Source organism: Leisingera sp. SA32, from assembly GCF_056033425.1.
Window position 1 is genome coordinate 115,112 of record NZ_JBVYHB010000008.1, and the last position, 13,183, is coordinate 128,294.

A 13,183-nucleotide genomic window follows, 5' to 3' on the forward strand; every position below is an offset into this window, starting at 1 on the left:
GGAGAGGTGTTCCGCTTGGGGCGCGGGCAGAGTAGCTTGGGGCATGGAATCGGCATTGGATTACTGGAGCGCGCGGGCGCTGTTGGAGTGGCAGGTGGAGCTTGGCGCCACCGATGCCCTGTGCGAGGCGCCGGTGGACCGTTACGCGCTGGAAGAGCCTGCGCCAAAGACCAAGCGCGGCGCCATCCCGGCCCCGCCGCCCAAGCCCGAGGAGGTGGACCCCCTTGAGGAGGCCCGCAAGGCGGCGCGAGCCGCAGGCTCGCTGCCAGCGCTGCGCGCGGCGATGGAAGGTTTCGGCCATTGCGAGCTGAAGCGCGGCGCCCGCAATCTGGTGTTTGCCGACGGTCAGGCGGGCGCGCGGGTGATGATCATCGGCGAGGCACCCGACCGCGAGGAAGACCGCGCGGGCCAGCCTTTTGCGGGCCAGGTGGGGGGGTTGCTCGACCGGATGCTGGCGGCGATCGGCCTCAGCCGGGATGAGAACGTCTATCTGACCAATGTGCTGCCATGGCGGCCGCCGCAGGGGCGCGATCCGATGCCTGCGGAAATTGCTATGATGCACCCCTTTCTGGAGCGGCACGTGGCGCTGGCAGAACCGGAGATTCTGGTGCTGATGGGCAACGTCAGCTGCCAGGCGGTGCTGGGCAAACCGGGCATCTCCCGTCTGCGCGGCACCTGGGCGCAGGCCTGGGGCAAGCCGGTGGTGGCGATGTACCACCCCGCCGACCTGCTGCGCCAGCCGCGGCAAAAGCCGCTGGCCTGGGCGGATCTGCTGGCGCTGCGGGCGCGGCTGGATACCGTCAGCTGAACCGGGGGCGTGTCGATGAAGATACTGGCGTTTTCCGATCTGCACCTGTCAGCGCCTCATGCGGCGGCCATCGTGGCCGCCAGTGCCGGGGCCGATTTGGTGATCGGGGCGGGCGATTTTTGCAACATGCGTCGCGGGCTTGACCGCGCGGCGGCGATGCTGGCAGGGCTGCAAGCGCCGATGGTGGCGGTGCCCGGCAACGGCGAAAGCGCTGAGGAGCTGCGAACCGCGGGCTTTGCCCGAACCACTGTGCTGCATGGGAGCGGCGTCGAGGTTGCGGGGCTGCGCCTGTTCGGTCTGGGATACGGCGTGCCACAGACCCCGTTTGGCAGCTGGTCCTGCGACCTGAGCGAGGCCGAGGCGGAAAGGATGCTGAGCGAATGCACGGCGGCGGATGTCCTGATTTGCCATTCCCCGCCCAAGGGTGTGGTCGATGTGACTTCCGGCGGCGTTTCGGTGGGCTCCACTGCGGTTCGGGACGCGGCGATGCGGATCCAGCCGCATTTGCTGCTTTGTGGCCATGTGCATGACTGCTGGGGGCAGGGCGGCAGGATCGGTAAAACGCAGGTCGCCAACCTTGGACCCGGCGTTACCTGGTTCGAGGTGGCACGATGACAGGTGGTCTGACCTGTTGGGTCACCAGCCCATGGTTTGAGCGGCTGATGCCGCACCGGTTCCGGCGGGGTTCCTGCCCTCCCCTGCGAAGCGGATGTCGGGGCCGGGTCTTGCAATGCGCGCCCAGCGGTTGGACACCATGAAAGGGAAATGACGGATATGTCCTCGATTGACGAAACCAAGGACTTCATACCGGTCCGCATTGCGGTGTTGACGGTCTCCGACAGCCGCCGGATGGAGGAGGACCGCTCTGGCCAGGTGTTGGTGGACCGGCTGCGCGATGCGGGCCATGTGTTGGCGGATCGCAGGATCATCCGGGATGAACGGGCCGACATCGCCGCCCAGCTGCGCGCTTGGGTGGCTGACCCGGAGGTCGATGTGGTGATCTCCACCGGAGGCACCGGGTTGACCGGCCGCGATGTCACCGTCGAGGCGCACCGCGATGTCTACGAAAAAGAGATCGAGGCCTTTGCCACCGTCTTCACCATGATCTCGATGCAGAAAATCGGCACCAGCGCGGTGCAGTCGCGCGCCACGGGCGGGGTCGCGGGCGGCACCTATCTGTTTGCGCTGCCCGGCAGCCCCGGTGCCTGCAAGGATGGTTGGGATGACATTCTCGCCAAACAGCTCGATTACCGGCACCGGCCCTGCAACTTTGTGGAAATAATGCCCAGATTGGACGAGCATCTGCGCCGGAAATGAGTGCGGCTTGCGTGTAAGCTCGAAAACCTCCGCCCAAGACGGTATGTTTGCGGCCGGGTGCATGGCGTTCGCGCCAAGCCATAAGACAGCGGCGGCCCCGGCAGCAACCGCCACCGGAAGGATGTGAAGATGCGCTTTTTGCGGCAGAGTGTGACAGGGCTTTTGCTGGTGGCAGTGACGGCGGCATTGCTAATCTTTGCCGCGCAGTTGGTTCTTGATGCGGTGCAGACGCGGCTGGGGGCCGAGCGCCGCGCCCCGCCGGTGCGCGAGCGGGTGTTTGCCGTCAATATCGTCACCGCCGAGATGCAGACCGTGGCGCCAGAGCTGACCGCCTTTGGCCGCGTCGAAAGCCGCCGCACGCTGGAACTGCGCACCGCGTCGTCGGGGCGGGTGGTGCACCTGGCCGATGGCTTTGTCGAGGGGGGCAGCGTGCGCGCGGGCGAGGTCCTGGTGCAGATCGACCCGGCGGATGCGCAGGCCACACTGGACCGTGCCGAAGCGGATATGATGGACGCCCGCGCGGAGGAGCGCGACGCGGAACGGGCGCTGATCCTCGCGCAGGACGAATTGCGGGCAACCCAGGACCAAGCGGAGCTGCGAACCCGCGCCTTTGCGCGCCAGCAGGATCTTCAGGCGCGCGGGGTCGGCACTGCCGCCACCGTGGAGACCGCCGAGCTGGCCGCGGTGCAGGCGCGCCAGGCGGTGATTTCGCGTCGTCAGGCGGTCAGCCAGGCCGAGGCCCGCGCCGATCAGGCGGCCACGCGGGTGGCGCGCGCCCAGATTGCCCTGGAGGAGGCCCGCCGCGACGTGGAGGACACCACCATCACGGCCGGTTTCAGCGGCACGTTGCAGGGGGTCAACCTGGTGCAGGGGCGGCTGGTCTCGGCCAATGAAAAATTGGCAGAGCTGGTGGACCCCAATCTGCTGGAGGTGGCCTTTCGCGTCTCCACCGCGCAATACGCGCGGCTGCTGGACAGGGACGGCCAGGTGCTGCGCGCGCCCGTGCGGGTGACGCTGGATGCGGCCGGCGCGGGGCTCAGCGCCAGCGGCCGGATCTCGCGTGCCAGCGGCGCGGCCGGTGACGGGCAGACCGGGCGGCTGATCTATGCGGAACTGGAGGCGGCACCGGGCTTCGAGCCGGGGGATTTCGTTACCGTTCGGGTGCGCGAACCGGAGGTCGAGGGCGTGGCGCGTGTGCCGGCCTCGGCGCTGGGCGCGGATGGCAGCGTGCTGGTACTGGACAGCGACGACCGATTGCAGGCGCTGCCGGTGGAGCTGGTGCGCCGCCAGGGCGATGACGTGCTGATCCGCGGTGCGGGTCTTGGCGGGCGCGCCGTGGTCACCGGGCGCACGCCGCTGCTGGGGCCGGGGATCAAGGTGCGGCCACTGCGCCAGGGTGCCGAAGCGCAGGCGCGGCCCGATCTGCCCGATCTGATCGAACTCAGCGATGAACGCCGCGCCCGCCTGGTCGCCTTTGTCGAAGGCAACGGGGCGATGGCCGCGGAGGTGAAACAGCAGATGTTGCAGAAACTCGCCGCGGCGCGGGTGCCCGCCGGGCTGGTCAGCCGCATAGAATCGCGGATGGGGGGCTGAGCGGGATGATGCGCGATCTGCCCGATACCGCCAGCGGCCTGTTCAGCTATTTCACCCGCCATCGCACCGCGGCCAATCTGATGTTGGTGCTGATGCTGGTGCTGGGGGCGATGGCGATGCCCAACATGCGTGCACAATTCTTCCCCGATGTGATCGTCGAAAGCGTCACCGTCACCGTCGACTGGGAGGGCGCCGGGCCGGAGGATGTGGACAGCGCCATCGTGCAGGTGCTGGAGCCGGTGCTGCTGGCGGTTGACGGGGTCGAGGAAACCGCCTCCACCTCGCGGGAGGGGCGCGCTTCCCTGACGCTGGAATTCGAACCGGGCACGGACATGGGCCAGGCTGCCGATGACGTGCAGTCGGCGGTGGACGGCGTTACCACCCTGCCGGAGGAGGCAGAGGAACCCAACGTGCGCCGCGGCGCCTGGCGGGACCGGGTGACGGATGTGGTGATCTCTGGCCCGGTGGCACCGGGGCAGCTGGGGCAATTCGCGGATGAGCTGGTGATCCGCCTGTTCGAGGCGGGTGTCACCCGCACCACCATCCGCGGGGTGGCGGCGCCGCAGACCATCGTCGAGGTTCCGACCACCAGCCTGATTACCCATGACATCACCATGCGCCAGATTGCCGATGCCATCGCCGCCGAGGCCGATGCCGACCCGGCCGGCGACATCAGCGGCGCCAACGCCCGCGTGCGCACCGGCAGCGCGAAACGCACGCCCGATCAGCTGGCAGCCATCGTGCTGCGCACCAATGCCGACGGCTCGGTGCTGACGGTGGGCGATGTGGCGCGGTTGCGGATCGAAGGCGTCGACCGCAATCGCTCTTATTTCGTCGGCGACAACCCGGCGATGTCGATCAGGGTCGACCGATCCGACCAGGGCAACGCGATCCGCTTGCAGGCAAAGGTCCAGGACGTGGTGGACACCTTGCAAGCCAGCCTGCCGCAGGGGGTAACGGCCGAACTGATCCGCACGCGCGCCCAGGCGATCACCGACCGGCTGGATATTCTGGTCGACAACGGTCTGGCCGGATTGGGGCTGGTGCTGTGCCTGTTGTTCCTGTTTCTGAACACCCGCATCGCCTTTTGGGTGGCGGCAGGAATCCCGGCGGCGATGTTTGCCGCGGTGGCGCTGATGTATGCGGCTGGCATCACGCTCAACATGATCAGCCTGTTCGGGCTGATTATCACCCTTGGTATCGTGGTGGACGACGCCATCGTGGTCGGTGAACACGCCGATTTCCGGGTGCGCCGTCTGGGCGAAAGCCCAGTGCAGGCGGCCGAGAACGCCGCCCGCCGCATGTCGATGCCGGTCTTTGCCGCCACCCTGACCACCATCATCGCCTTCTTTGGTCTCGTGCTGGTGGGGGGGCGCTTTGGCGAGCTGATCCGCGACATTCCCTTCACCGTAATTGCGGTGCTGGCGGCCTCCTTGGTGGAGTGTTTCCTGATTCTTCCCAATCACCTGGCCCATGCGCTGACCCACGCGCAGGCGCGGCACTGGTATGACTGGCCCAACCGAATGGTGAACCGCGGCTTTCGCTGGCTGCGCGACCATGGCTTCCGCCCCTTGATGGGGTTGGTCGTGCGGGCGCGTTATGTGGTGCTGGCGGGGGCGCTTGCCGTGCTGGCCAGCCAGGCCGCGCTGTTCATTGGCGGCGATGTGAAATGGCGCTTCTTCAATGCGCCCGAACGCGGTTCTGTCACCGGTAACTTCGCCATGGTCGAGGGCGCCAGCCGCGCCGACACCCTGGCGATGATGCAGGAGATGCAGCGCGCGACCGAGGCCCTGGGCGCGGAGTACGAGGAGCGCTATGGGCGCAACCCCTTGGCCTTTGTGATGGCGGAGGTGGGTGGCAACAGCGGCCGGGGGCTGGCCGGGGTCGACGCCAAAGACGCGGATCTTCTCGGCGGCATCTCGATAGAGCTGATAGAGGCCGATCTGCGCCCCTATTCCAGCTTTGCCTTTGTCGCCGAACTGCAGGAGCGGGTGGCGCGTCATCCACTGGTGGAAACGGTCTCCTTCCGCGGCTGGCGCTCCGGTCCGGGGGGTGACGCGCTGGACGTGCAGCTCTTCGGCGCCGATGTGCAGGTGTTGAAACGCGCCTCCGAAGATCTGAAGACCGCGCTTCTGCGGTTCCCCGAGGTCTCGGCGGTCGAGGACAATCTGGCCTATGACAAGGAAGAATTGATCCTGGATCTGACCCCGCAGGGGCAGGCGCTGAACTTCACCATCGGCAGCCTGGGCCAGGCGCTGCGGGCGCGGCTGAACGGGATTGAGGCGGCGACCTATCCGGACGGGCCGCGCAGCGCCACCATCCGGGTTGAACTGCCCGAGGGTGAGCTGACGGCTGATTTCCTGGAACGCACGTTGATGCGCGCGCCCAGCGGCATCTACGTGCCGCTGGCTGACATCGTCTCGGTCGAGCGGCGCAGCGGCTTTTCCACCGTGCGGCGCGAGAACGGCGTGCGCGTCATCAGCGTCAGTGGCGACATCTCGGAGGACGACCCCACCCGCGCCGAAGCGGTGATGCAGGCGCTGCAGGAGGAGATCCTGCCAAGGATTGCCAGCGAGCGGCAGGTGGACTGGCGCCTGTCGGGGCTGGCCGAGCAGGAGCAGACCTTCCTGCAGGAGGCCGGCACCGGGCTGGTGATCTGCCTGACCGGCATCTACCTGGTGCTGGCGTGGATCTTTGCCAGCTGGACCCGGCCGATGGTGGTGATGGCGATCATCCCCTTTGGGCTCGTCGGCACCATCTGGGGCCACTACATGTGGGAGGTGCCGCTGAGCATGTTCACCGTGGTGGGCCTGCTGGGCATGACCGGCATCATCATCAACGACTCCATCGTGCTGGTCACCACGATCGACGAATATGCCAGGGATCGCGGACTGATCCCCTCGATCATTGATGCGGCGGCGGACCGGCTGCGGCCGGTGATGCTGACCACGATGACCACGGTGCTGGGGCTGGCGCCGTTGCTGTTCGAACGCTCGCAGCAGGCGCAGTTCCTGAAACCCACGGTGATCACGCTGGTCTACGGCCTGGGCTTCGGCATGTTCCTGGTGCTGCTGGTGGTGCCGGCCCTGGTGGCGATGCAGCGTGATCTCAGCCGTCCGGTGGCCTCCTTGCGTCGGGCGTTGCGACGCGGCGCGGGACCGCTGCGCTGGCTGGTGGGCGCGGCGGCATTGGTGCAGCTGGGCTGGCTGCTGCTGGCATTGGGCTGGCCGATGGCCACCGGCGCACTGCATCCGGCGCTGCGCGCCCTGCCGACACTGACGACAATGGAGCCGGTGCGCGCCGGGCTGATGGCCTGCATCGCGGGGGCAGTTCTGCTGGCGCTGCTGACCTATCTGGCAGGCGCGCTGGCATTGCGGTTCAGCTCCCGCCAGCGCGCCTGAGCCGCCAGCGCGACCTCGGCCACCTGCTCCAGCACTGGCAGCCCGCGGGTGGCGACCTCGGTCACCGGGATCCATTCGGCCTGTTCGGCGTCATCCGCCGGGGCGGGGGTGCCGTGCAGGTAGTCGCACAGCACCACGCACAAAAGATATTGCTGCTGCGTCTTGCCCTCGTCATTGCGGGCTATCACGTCGATATTGGTAAGATACTCCACCGGTCGCGCCCGAACGCCGGTTTCCTCGCGCAGCTCGCGCGCGGCGGCCTCCAGCGCGGTTTCACCCATCTCCACATGGCCGCCGGGAAAACCCCACCAGCCCGCGTTGGGGGCCTTGCCGCGCTGCACTAGGATGACGTGATCCTGCCCGTCAATCCGGTGGCAGACCACCGCGATGGCCCCCAGCACAGGACGTTGCGGGGCCGGGTCGGGCTGTCCCTCTGGCGTGGCGTGCACCGTGCGCGACGGCTTGCGGCCGGGCGCGCTCATCCGGCGTCGCAGCCGCGGATGTCCACAGCGTGATCGCGCCCCAGCACGGTGATCCGCAGCTTGGAACGGTCGATGGCATAGGCGCGGTCATCGGCGGGCAGGAACTCAGCCTCGGCCAGCAGCAGGTCGCCCTCGCGGCGGGTGGTGGTCTCGCCGGCATAAAGGTTGGGATTGCCGGGTTCGATCACCGCCACTTCCTCGCCGCCGGCCGAGGGCATGGTGATGCGGGCCGTGACCCGCATGCCGTATCTGGTGGGGCGCAGGCTGCAGCGGGCCGCGCGCACGCCGGCCTCCTGTGCCGACCAGGGGCGGCTGGCGAGCGCTGCGGCAATCGCCGGATGGCGCGGGGCGTCCGGGTCCAGTTGGTGATCGAACCGCACCTCTGCGGGAACGCAGACATCCTTGCAGACCCCCAGCTGCATTCGGCCTTTCAGCCGCACGGTCTCGCCTGGGGTCTGCGGCGTGATCTCCAGCGGCAAGACCAGCTGGTCGTGATAGCCGATGCTGCGATAGCCGGAGGTCAGAAACACCTCCGGCGCGGGCCAGGTCATTGCGAGCCCCGCCAGATTGCGCGCGCCGTTCCAGGAGAAGCTGGGCGGAATGCCGGCATCGCCCGGTGCCCGCCAATAGGTCTTCCAGCCGGGTTGCAGCCTGATCCGCAGCGCCGCCTGCACGGTGCCGCGGGTGGTCAGGCCGCCGTCCAGGACCTCGACCGAAACGATGTCTTCACCGGCGGCGCGGGCGGGCGGCGTCGAGACCGCAAAGACGGAGGCCAGCATTAGGGTCAGCGCGGCGGCGGAGGGGAAAAAACCGTGTCTCATGCCCGGATACATGCGCCGCAGCGCCCGCTTTGCCAAGTCACGTTGCGGTCATCAGGCCGGCTTTGCGGTAATTTTGCCGGAGCGCCACCGCGCGATGCGGATGCGCCCCCTTGCGTGGCGGCGGGCTGGGCGGCATGGTGGGGGAAGGCAGCAGAAAGACGGAACTTCATGGATCTTACTGGCAAGCTCTTGATTGCAATGCCCGGAATTGGCGACCCCCGGTTCGAACACTCGGTTATCTTCCTGTGTTCGCACGGGGAGGAGGGGGCCATGGGGCTGATCGTCAACAAACCCGCCGAGGGCGTGGTGCTGGGCGATCTGCTGGAACAGCTGGAAATGGGCGGTGAGGCCAGCGCCGCGGCTGCCCTGCCAGTGCGGTTCGGCGGCCCGGTGGAGACCCAGCGCGGCTTCGTGCTGCATACGCCGGACTACGAATCCGACGTCAGTTCGCTGAAGGTGCCGGGCGGGTTCTCGATGACGGCAACGCTGGACGTGCTGGAGGATATTGCCCAAGGCCAGGGGCCGCAGGATCTGCTGGTGCTTCTGGGCTATGCCGGTTGGGGGCCGGGGCAGCTGGAATCGGAAATCGCGATGAATGGCTGGCTGACCGCCGAGGCCAGCCCCGAGCTGGTCTTCGGCCTGACCGATGACAGCAAGTGGGGGGCGGCGTTGAAGACGTTGGGCGTCGATCCGCTGTCGCTGTCTGCCAGCGCGGGCCATGCCTGAGCGCAGGCTGTGAGGGCAGGGCGGCGGCCGACGCTCCCGCCCTTGGCTGCCAATCATCAAAGATGATCGGGCAAACTTTGGGCGTAGCGCCGTGCTGGCGCACGGCGCCTGAGTATTTCTGACCAGAAAGAGAGGCCTGCCGGGTCAGTCGCGCGGTGCGGCCGCGCGGCGCAGACGGTCGTTGATGGCGGCACCGAGACCGTGCTCAGGGATCGGCGCCACAGCGATAGGTCTGCCAAGCGCATCCAGCTTGTGCAGGTGGCCAAAGAGATTGGCGGCCGCCTCGGCCAGATCGCCGGAGTCCGACAGGTTCAGATCGCAGGCGTGACCCGAAGGGGGTGGGCCAAAACCCAGATACAGCTCGCCCGGCGCCGCAGTCGTGGCCTTGAGCCGTACCGGCGCGCCCGGCGCATAATGCGACAGCAGCTGGCCGGGGGCGGTCAGCGGGTCGTGTGCGTCGCGCATCACCAGCCTCTCGCCCAGCACCGCCTGGATTTCCTCGGCGGCCAACCCACCCGGGCGCAGCAGCATCGGCTGCGGACCGGCAAGCCCGACGATGGTGGATTCCAGCCCCACGCCACAAGCGCCATCGTCCAGAATGGCCGCGATGCGCCCGTCGAGCCCGGCGCGCACATGTGCGGCCGTGGTCGGGCTGATCCGCCCGGACGGATTGGCCGAGGGCGCCGCCACCGGCCCGTCCAGCGCCCGCAACAGGGCCTGGCCCGCCGGATGGGCCGGCACCCGCAGCCCCAGCGTTTTCAGTCCGGCGGTCACCAACGGCGATATGCCGTGCCCGTCGCGCAGCGGCAGCACAAGAGTCAGCGGGCCGGGCCAGAAGGCCTGCGCCAGCCTCTCGGCGAGGTCATTCCACTGGACGTAGCGTTGCGCGGTCTCCACCGAATGCACGTGCGCGATCAAGGGGTTGAAGCTGGGACGTCCCTTGGCCTCATAGATCGCGGCGACGGCTTTGCCCTGGCGGGCATCGGCGCCTAGCCCATAGACCGTCTCGGTGGGAAAGGCGACCAGCGCGCCTGCGCGCAGGAGCTGCGCGGCACGGGCGAGGCCGGGGCCGTCGGCGGCCAGAGTTTCAGTGCTGAGCTGGGGCATTGCGTGTGACGCGGCGTTTTGGTTGCTTGAAACGGGGGGGCGGGTAGGTAATCGATCAAGCACCAGACCATAATGGGCCTGTGCCGGGAAGCCAAGACTGCCCGCACCACCCGGCCCGACCCAGACCGCCAAAGGATGCGCCATGACCTTCCGTGCCCCCGTTTCCGAGTATGAATTCCTGCTGAAGGACGTCGTCGGCTATGACCGCATCGCCGCGACCGACCGCTTTGCGGAGGCAACGGCGGATGTGGCCAGCGCGATCCTGACCGAGGCGGGCAAGATGTGCGACGGGGTGATGGCGCCCTTGCAACGCGATGGTGATCTGACACCGGCGCGGCTGGAAAACGGCGTGTTGCGGACCTCGCCCGGTTTTGCCGATGGTTACAAGGCGATTTCCGAGGGCGGCTGGATCGGCATCAGTGCGCCGGAGGAACACGGCGGAATGGGGCTGCCGCTGACCCTGGCCACCGCGGTGAACGAGATGATGGCGGGCGCCTGTCTGTCGCTGCAACTGGCGCCGCTGATGAGCCAAGGCCAGATCGAGGCGCTGGAGCATCACGCCTCCGACGCGCTGAAGGAGCTGTACCTGCCCAAGCTGATCTCGGGCGAGTGGTCCGGCACCATGAACCTGACCGAACCGCAGGCGGGGTCGGATGTTGGCGCGCTCAGCTCCAAAGCCGTGCCAAACGGCGATGGCACCTACGCGGTGACCGGGCAGAAGATCTATATCTCCTGGGGCGACAATGATTTCTGTGAAAACGTCTGCCACCTGGTTCTGGCGCGGTTGCCGGATGGCAAGCCGGGGACCAAGGGGATCTCGTTGTTCCTGGTGCCGAAATACCTGCCCGATGCGGATGGCAATCCGGGCAAGGCGAACGATCTGAAGGTGGTGAGCCTTGAGCACAAGATGGGTCTGCACGGCTCGCCCACCTGCGTGATGCAATATGACGGCGCGACCGGCTGGTTGGTTGGCCCCGAGCATGGCGGCATGGCAGCGATGTTCACCATGATGAACAATGCGCGGCTGGGTGTCGGCGGCCAAGGCGTCGGCGCGGGTGAAGGGGCCTATCAGCAGGCGCTGGCCTATGCGCTGGAGCGCAAGCAGGGCAAATCCGCCAGCGGGGTCATTGCCGATCACGCCGATGTCCGCCGCATGCTGATGGAAATGAAGGCGGATCTGTTCGCCGCCCGCGCGATCCTGCTGGCCTGCGCGCAGGCGATCGACATGCAGACCGCAACCGGAGATGCCGTCTGGGCGGCGCGCGCCGCGTTTCTGACGCCGATTGCCAAGGCCTTTGGCACAGACACCGGCATTCAGGTCGCAGAAACCGGGGTGCAAGTGCATGGCGGCATGGGCTTCATCGAGGAAACCGGCGCCGCGCAATATTACCGCGACGTGCGGGTGACCGCGATCTACGAGGGCACCAATGGCATTCAGGCGATGGACCTTGTGGCGCGCAAGATGATGGACGGCGGCGAGGCTGCCTTTGCCCTGATCGAGGAGTTCGAGGAACAAGCCGAACGTGCCCGCGCCAGCCATCCCATTATGGCCGAGGCCGTCTGGCAGGCCTGCGAATCCCTGCGCGAAGCTACCGAGTGGCTGGTGGCGCAGCAGGACATGCAGGACCGTTTTGCCGGTGCGGTGCCGTTTTTGCGCGCGTTTGCGCGGGTGCTGGGCGGCCACTACCACCTGACGGCGGCGATGGCCAACCCGGGCGGGGCACGCGAGAAACTGGCACGGTTTTACATCAACCGTCTGCTGCCGGAACATGCGGGCCTGCTGGCCCATGCTCAATCAGGGGCGGAAGGCGCCTTTGCGCTCAGCCTGGATGAGCTGGCGAGTTAGGCCCCATGACCAGCGTTCCCGACGTCGCGCCGCGCACCCCGTGGCAAGATCCGCCCGCCGAAGGCGAGGCGATCGAAGTCGCCGAGGGTGTGCTGTGGATGCGCCTGCCGCTGCCGATGAAGCTGGATCACGTAAACGTCTACGCGCTGGACGATGGTGACGGCTGGACGGTGATCGACACGGGCATGAACAGCCGCCGCAGCCGCGCGATCTGGGAGCGGCTGATGGCTGGTCCGCTGGGCGGCAAGCCGGTGCGCCGGGTGGTGGTGACGCATCACCACCCTGACCACATTGGCCTGGCCGGCTGGTTCCAGCGCGACCACGGCGCCGAGCTGGTCACCACCCGCACCGCCTGGCTGTTCGCGCGGATGCTGATGCTCGACGTGCAGGAGGTCTGGCCCGAGGAAACCCTGGCCTATTATCGCAGCGCCGGCATGGACCGGGCGTTTTACGACAAACGCGTCACTGAGCGCCCCTTCAATTTTGCCGACACGGTGCATCCGATGCCGCTGGGCTTTACCCGCATCCAGCAGGATAACGTGATCCGCATGGGCGGGCGCGACTGGGATGTGCATATCGGCAACGGCCACGCGCCCGAACACGCCACCTTCTGGAGCCGCGACGACCATCTGGTGCTGAGCGGCGATCAGATCCTGTCTACCATCAGCCCCAACATCGGCGTTTATGCCACCGAACCCATGGCCGACCCCTTGGGCGAATGGCTTGAGGCCTGCGAACGGCTGGCACCGCTGGCGCGCCCGGACCACCTGGCGCTTGGCGGCCACAAGCTGCCGTTCTCGCGGTTGCCGCTGCGCATGCAGCAGCTGATCGGCAACCATCACGGCGCGCTGGAACGGCTGCTGGAGCATCTGAACGAACCCCGCACCGCTGCCGATTGCTTTGCCGCGCTGTTCAAGCGCACAATCGGCGAGGGCGAATACGGCCTTGCACTGGTGGAGGCGGTGGCCCATGTAAATCATCTGTACCACACCGGTCAGGTGGCTCGCTGGAAACGCGAGGACGGTGCCTGGCTCTATCAGAATCGGGGGTAATGCACCCCCGCATGACATCACCATCGGGGG

General features: G+C 67.5%; 11 protein-coding genes. 8 read left to right on the top strand and 3 right to left on the bottom strand.

Annotated features, from left to right (window positions below):
• The first annotated feature begins 43 nt into the window (after nucleotides 1-43).
• From AC0IPL_RS13220 to AC0IPL_RS13240, 5 genes are all read left to right on the top strand, one after another.
• Nucleotides 44-808, top strand: a complete 765-nt coding sequence (locus AC0IPL_RS13220; RefSeq protein ID WP_474274985.1) for a uracil-DNA glycosylase — start codon at nucleotides 44-46, stop codon at nucleotides 806-808.
• A gap of 15 nt (nucleotides 809-823) precedes the next feature.
• The gene (locus tag AC0IPL_RS13225) at nucleotides 824-1,423 is read left to right on the top strand and encodes a metallophosphoesterase family protein (RefSeq protein ID WP_474275054.1); all 600 of its coding nucleotides are present in this window, start codon (nucleotides 824-826) and stop codon (nucleotides 1,421-1,423) included.
• 159 nt (nucleotides 1,424-1,582) lie between these two features.
• Nucleotides 1,583-2,125, top strand: a complete 543-nt coding sequence (gene moaB / locus AC0IPL_RS13230; protein WP_474275055.1) for a molybdenum cofactor biosynthesis protein B — start codon at nucleotides 1,583-1,585, stop codon at nucleotides 2,123-2,125.
• Between the two features lie 129 nt (nucleotides 2,126-2,254).
• Complete coding sequence (locus tag AC0IPL_RS13235; RefSeq protein ID WP_474274986.1) at nucleotides 2,255-3,718, top strand: efflux RND transporter periplasmic adaptor subunit; 1,464 nt, start codon at nucleotides 2,255-2,257, stop codon at nucleotides 3,716-3,718.
• A gap of 5 nt (nucleotides 3,719-3,723) precedes the next feature.
• Complete coding sequence (locus AC0IPL_RS13240; RefSeq protein ID WP_474274987.1) at nucleotides 3,724-7,119, top strand: efflux RND transporter permease subunit; 3,396 nt, start codon at nucleotides 3,724-3,726, stop codon at nucleotides 7,117-7,119.
• On the opposite strand, the gene AC0IPL_RS13245 is transcribed toward AC0IPL_RS13240, so the two are convergent.
• Nucleotides 7,068-7,601, bottom strand: a complete 534-nt coding sequence (locus tag AC0IPL_RS13245; RefSeq protein ID WP_474274988.1) for an NUDIX hydrolase — start codon at nucleotides 7,599-7,601, stop codon at nucleotides 7,068-7,070. The two genes, AC0IPL_RS13240 and AC0IPL_RS13245, sit on opposite strands and share 52 nt — an antisense overlap.
• Entirely contained in the window at nucleotides 7,598-8,422 is an 825-nt protein-coding gene (locus tag AC0IPL_RS13250; RefSeq protein ID WP_474274989.1) for a protein-disulfide reductase DsbD domain-containing protein, read from the bottom strand. The genes AC0IPL_RS13245 and AC0IPL_RS13250 overlap by 4 nt, the downstream gene beginning before the upstream one ends.
• A gap of 114 nt (nucleotides 8,423-8,536) precedes the next feature.
• Between AC0IPL_RS13250 and AC0IPL_RS13255 the strand changes: the two genes are divergently transcribed.
• On the top strand, nucleotides 8,537-9,148 hold the full coding sequence (locus AC0IPL_RS13255) for a YqgE/AlgH family protein (RefSeq protein WP_474274990.1): 612 nt from the start codon (nucleotides 8,537-8,539) through the stop codon (nucleotides 9,146-9,148).
• 144 nt (nucleotides 9,149-9,292) lie between these two features.
• Here AC0IPL_RS13255 and AC0IPL_RS13260 read toward each other — a convergent pair whose 3' ends face one another.
• Complete coding sequence (locus AC0IPL_RS13260) at nucleotides 9,293-10,255, bottom strand: L-threonylcarbamoyladenylate synthase (RefSeq protein WP_474274991.1); 963 nt, start codon at nucleotides 10,253-10,255, stop codon at nucleotides 9,293-9,295.
• A gap of 142 nt (nucleotides 10,256-10,397) precedes the next feature.
• Here AC0IPL_RS13260 and AC0IPL_RS13265 point away from each other — a divergent pair, with 142 nt between their 5' ends.
• Both AC0IPL_RS13265 and AC0IPL_RS13270 read left to right on the top strand, forming a co-directional pair.
• The gene (locus AC0IPL_RS13265; RefSeq protein ID WP_474274992.1) at nucleotides 10,398-12,101 is read left to right on the top strand and encodes an acyl-CoA dehydrogenase; all 1,704 of its coding nucleotides are present in this window, start codon (nucleotides 10,398-10,400) and stop codon (nucleotides 12,099-12,101) included.
• A 5-nt stretch (nucleotides 12,102-12,106) separates the two neighbouring features.
• Nucleotides 12,107-13,153: an MBL fold metallo-hydrolase gene (locus AC0IPL_RS13270; RefSeq protein ID WP_474274993.1), complete on the top strand. Its 1,047-nt coding sequence runs from the start codon at nucleotides 12,107-12,109 to the stop codon at nucleotides 13,151-13,153.
• The last annotated feature ends 30 nt before the right edge of the window (nucleotides 13,154-13,183 follow it).

What these genes read in the sequence shown, in the direction of transcription:
- AC0IPL_RS13220 (WP_474274985.1), top strand. Translation starts at nt 44, where the DNA reads ATGGAATCGGCATTGGATTACTGGAGCGCGCGGGCGCTGTTGGAGTGG.
- AC0IPL_RS13225 (WP_474275054.1), top strand. Translation starts at nt 824, where the DNA reads ATGAAGATACTGGCGTTTTCCGATCTGCACCTGTCAGCGCCTCATGCG.
- moaB (WP_474275055.1), top strand. Translation starts at nt 1,583, where the DNA reads ATGTCCTCGATTGACGAAACCAAGGACTTCATACCGGTCCGCATTGCG.
- AC0IPL_RS13235 (WP_474274986.1), top strand. Translation starts at nt 2,255, where the DNA reads ATGCGCTTTTTGCGGCAGAGTGTGACAGGGCTTTTGCTGGTGGCAGTG.
- AC0IPL_RS13240 (WP_474274987.1), top strand. Translation starts at nt 3,724, where the DNA reads ATGATGCGCGATCTGCCCGATACCGCCAGCGGCCTGTTCAGCTATTTC.
- AC0IPL_RS13245 (WP_474274988.1), bottom strand. Translation starts at nt 7,601, where the DNA reads ATGAGCGCGCCCGGCCGCAAGCCGTCGCGCACGGTGCACGCCACGCCA.
- AC0IPL_RS13250 (WP_474274989.1), bottom strand. Translation starts at nt 8,422, where the DNA reads ATGAGACACGGTTTTTTCCCCTCCGCCGCCGCGCTGACCCTAATGCTG.
- AC0IPL_RS13260 (WP_474274991.1), bottom strand. Translation starts at nt 10,255, where the DNA reads ATGCCCCAGCTCAGCACTGAAACTCTGGCCGCCGACGGCCCCGGCCTC.
- AC0IPL_RS13265 (WP_474274992.1), top strand. Translation starts at nt 10,398, where the DNA reads ATGACCTTCCGTGCCCCCGTTTCCGAGTATGAATTCCTGCTGAAGGAC.
- AC0IPL_RS13270 (WP_474274993.1), top strand. Translation starts at nt 12,107, where the DNA reads ATGACCAGCGTTCCCGACGTCGCGCCGCGCACCCCGTGGCAAGATCCG.